Origin of the sequence: Micromonospora sp. A200 (assembly GCF_029893845.1) — a bacterium.
Lineage (GTDB): Bacteria > Actinomycetota > Actinomycetes > Mycobacteriales > Micromonosporaceae > Micromonospora > Micromonospora purpureochromogenes.
The window spans coordinates 1-1,471 of sequence record NZ_JARXXY010000089.1; the positions used below are offsets into that span (position 1 = coordinate 1).

Sequence of the window (1,471 nt, forward strand, 5' to 3'; positions counted from 1 at the left end):
CCCCCGTTACCTTTTTGATCGTCCCCAGCCGGGGACTCTCGGTCGCCCGGCCTGGTATGACTTACCGCCCCTGTCGTATGCATGATCCGGGGGGTGTTGTCGCCGGGCCGGGTGGCGTCGATGGACCGCTGATAGGGACACGACCACTCGCTCCGTTGGGGGTAGGTCTCCTCGTAACGTGGGTGCCGGCAGTCGACGCCAGACTGGCGACCGAGCCGAGGCGATGTCGCGGGGAGGCGATGCGGTGCACGGCGACAACTACGAGGTGTTTCTCGGTCTGGATGTCGGTAAGGACGGCCATCACGCCGTCGCGCTGAACCGGGACGGCAAGCGGCTGCACGACGCGGCGCTGGTCAACACCGAGGCCAAGCTGCGGCAGGTCTTCGACAAGCTGGCCAAGCACGGCAAGATGCTCGTGGTGGTCGACCAGCCCGCCTCGATTGGTGCGCTGCCGGTCGCGGTCGCCCGGGCCTGCGGCCATCAGGTCGCCTACCTGCCCGGACTGGCGATGCGCCGCATCGCCGACCTGCACCCGGGCGCCGCGAAGACCGACGCCCGCGACGCCTACGTCATCGCCGACGCCGCCCGCACCCTGCCGCACACGCTGCGCCGCGTCGACGTCGGCGACGAGGCCCTGGCCGAGCTGGAAGTCCTCGTCGGCTTCGACGACGACCTGGCCGGCGAGGCCACCCGGCTGACCAACCGGATCCGCGGTCTGCTCACCCAGATCCACCCGGCTCTGGAACGAGCGCTGGGCAAGAACATCCAGCACAAGGCTGTGCTCGAGCTGCTGTCACGCTGCGGCGGCCCGGCCGGGCTGCGCAAGGCCGGCCGCCGCAAACTCACCTCGATCGCGAACAAGAACGCGCCGCGCATGGGCGAGCGCCTTGTCGAACGCATCATGGCCGCTCTGGACGAGCAGACCGTCGTCGTTCCGGGCACCGCGGCGGCCGAGACGATCCTGCCGAGGCTGGCCGACAGCCTGCGCGACGTGCTCCAACAGCGAGACCACGTCGCCGCCGAGGTCGACAGGATCCTCGATGCACACCCTCTTGCCGAGGTCCTGACCTCGATGCCCGGCATCGGCGTCAGGACCGCAGCCCGGATCCTCCTCGAAGTCGGCGACGGCACCTCCTTCGCCACCCCGGGTCACCTGGCCGCCTACGCCGGCCTCGCCCCGGTCACCCGACGATCCGGCAGCAGCATCCGCGGCGAACACCCCGCCCGAGGCGGCAACAAACAGCTCAAACGCGCGTTCTTCCTCGCCGCGTTCGCCGCCCTCGCCGACCCCACCAGCAGGGCCTACTACGACCGCAAACGCGCCCAAGGCAAGAAACACAACGCCGCCCTGATCTGCCTGGCCCGCCGCCGCTGCGACGTCCTGTTCGCCATGCTCCGCGACAAGAACCCCTACCAACCCCGCCCCACAGCACCGATCGCCGCTTGACGAAACCCATAGGGACACCCCCCC

Annotated in this window: 1 protein-coding gene; it reads left to right on the forward strand. The window is 69.9% G+C overall.

The features are described from left to right. Positions 1-223: 223 nt before the first annotated feature. Positions 224-1,447 (forward strand): IS110 family transposase, encoded by a 1,224-nt coding sequence (locus M2302_RS33020; protein WP_280841710.1) that lies wholly within the window; start codon positions 224-226, stop codon positions 1,445-1,447. Positions 1,448-1,471: the final 24 nt, after the last annotated feature.

Excerpts from the sequence above, each read along its gene's own strand:
- M2302_RS33020 (WP_280841710.1), top strand. The coding sequence starts at position 224 with ATGTCGCGGGGAGGCGATGCGGTGCACGGCGACAACTACGAGGTGTTT.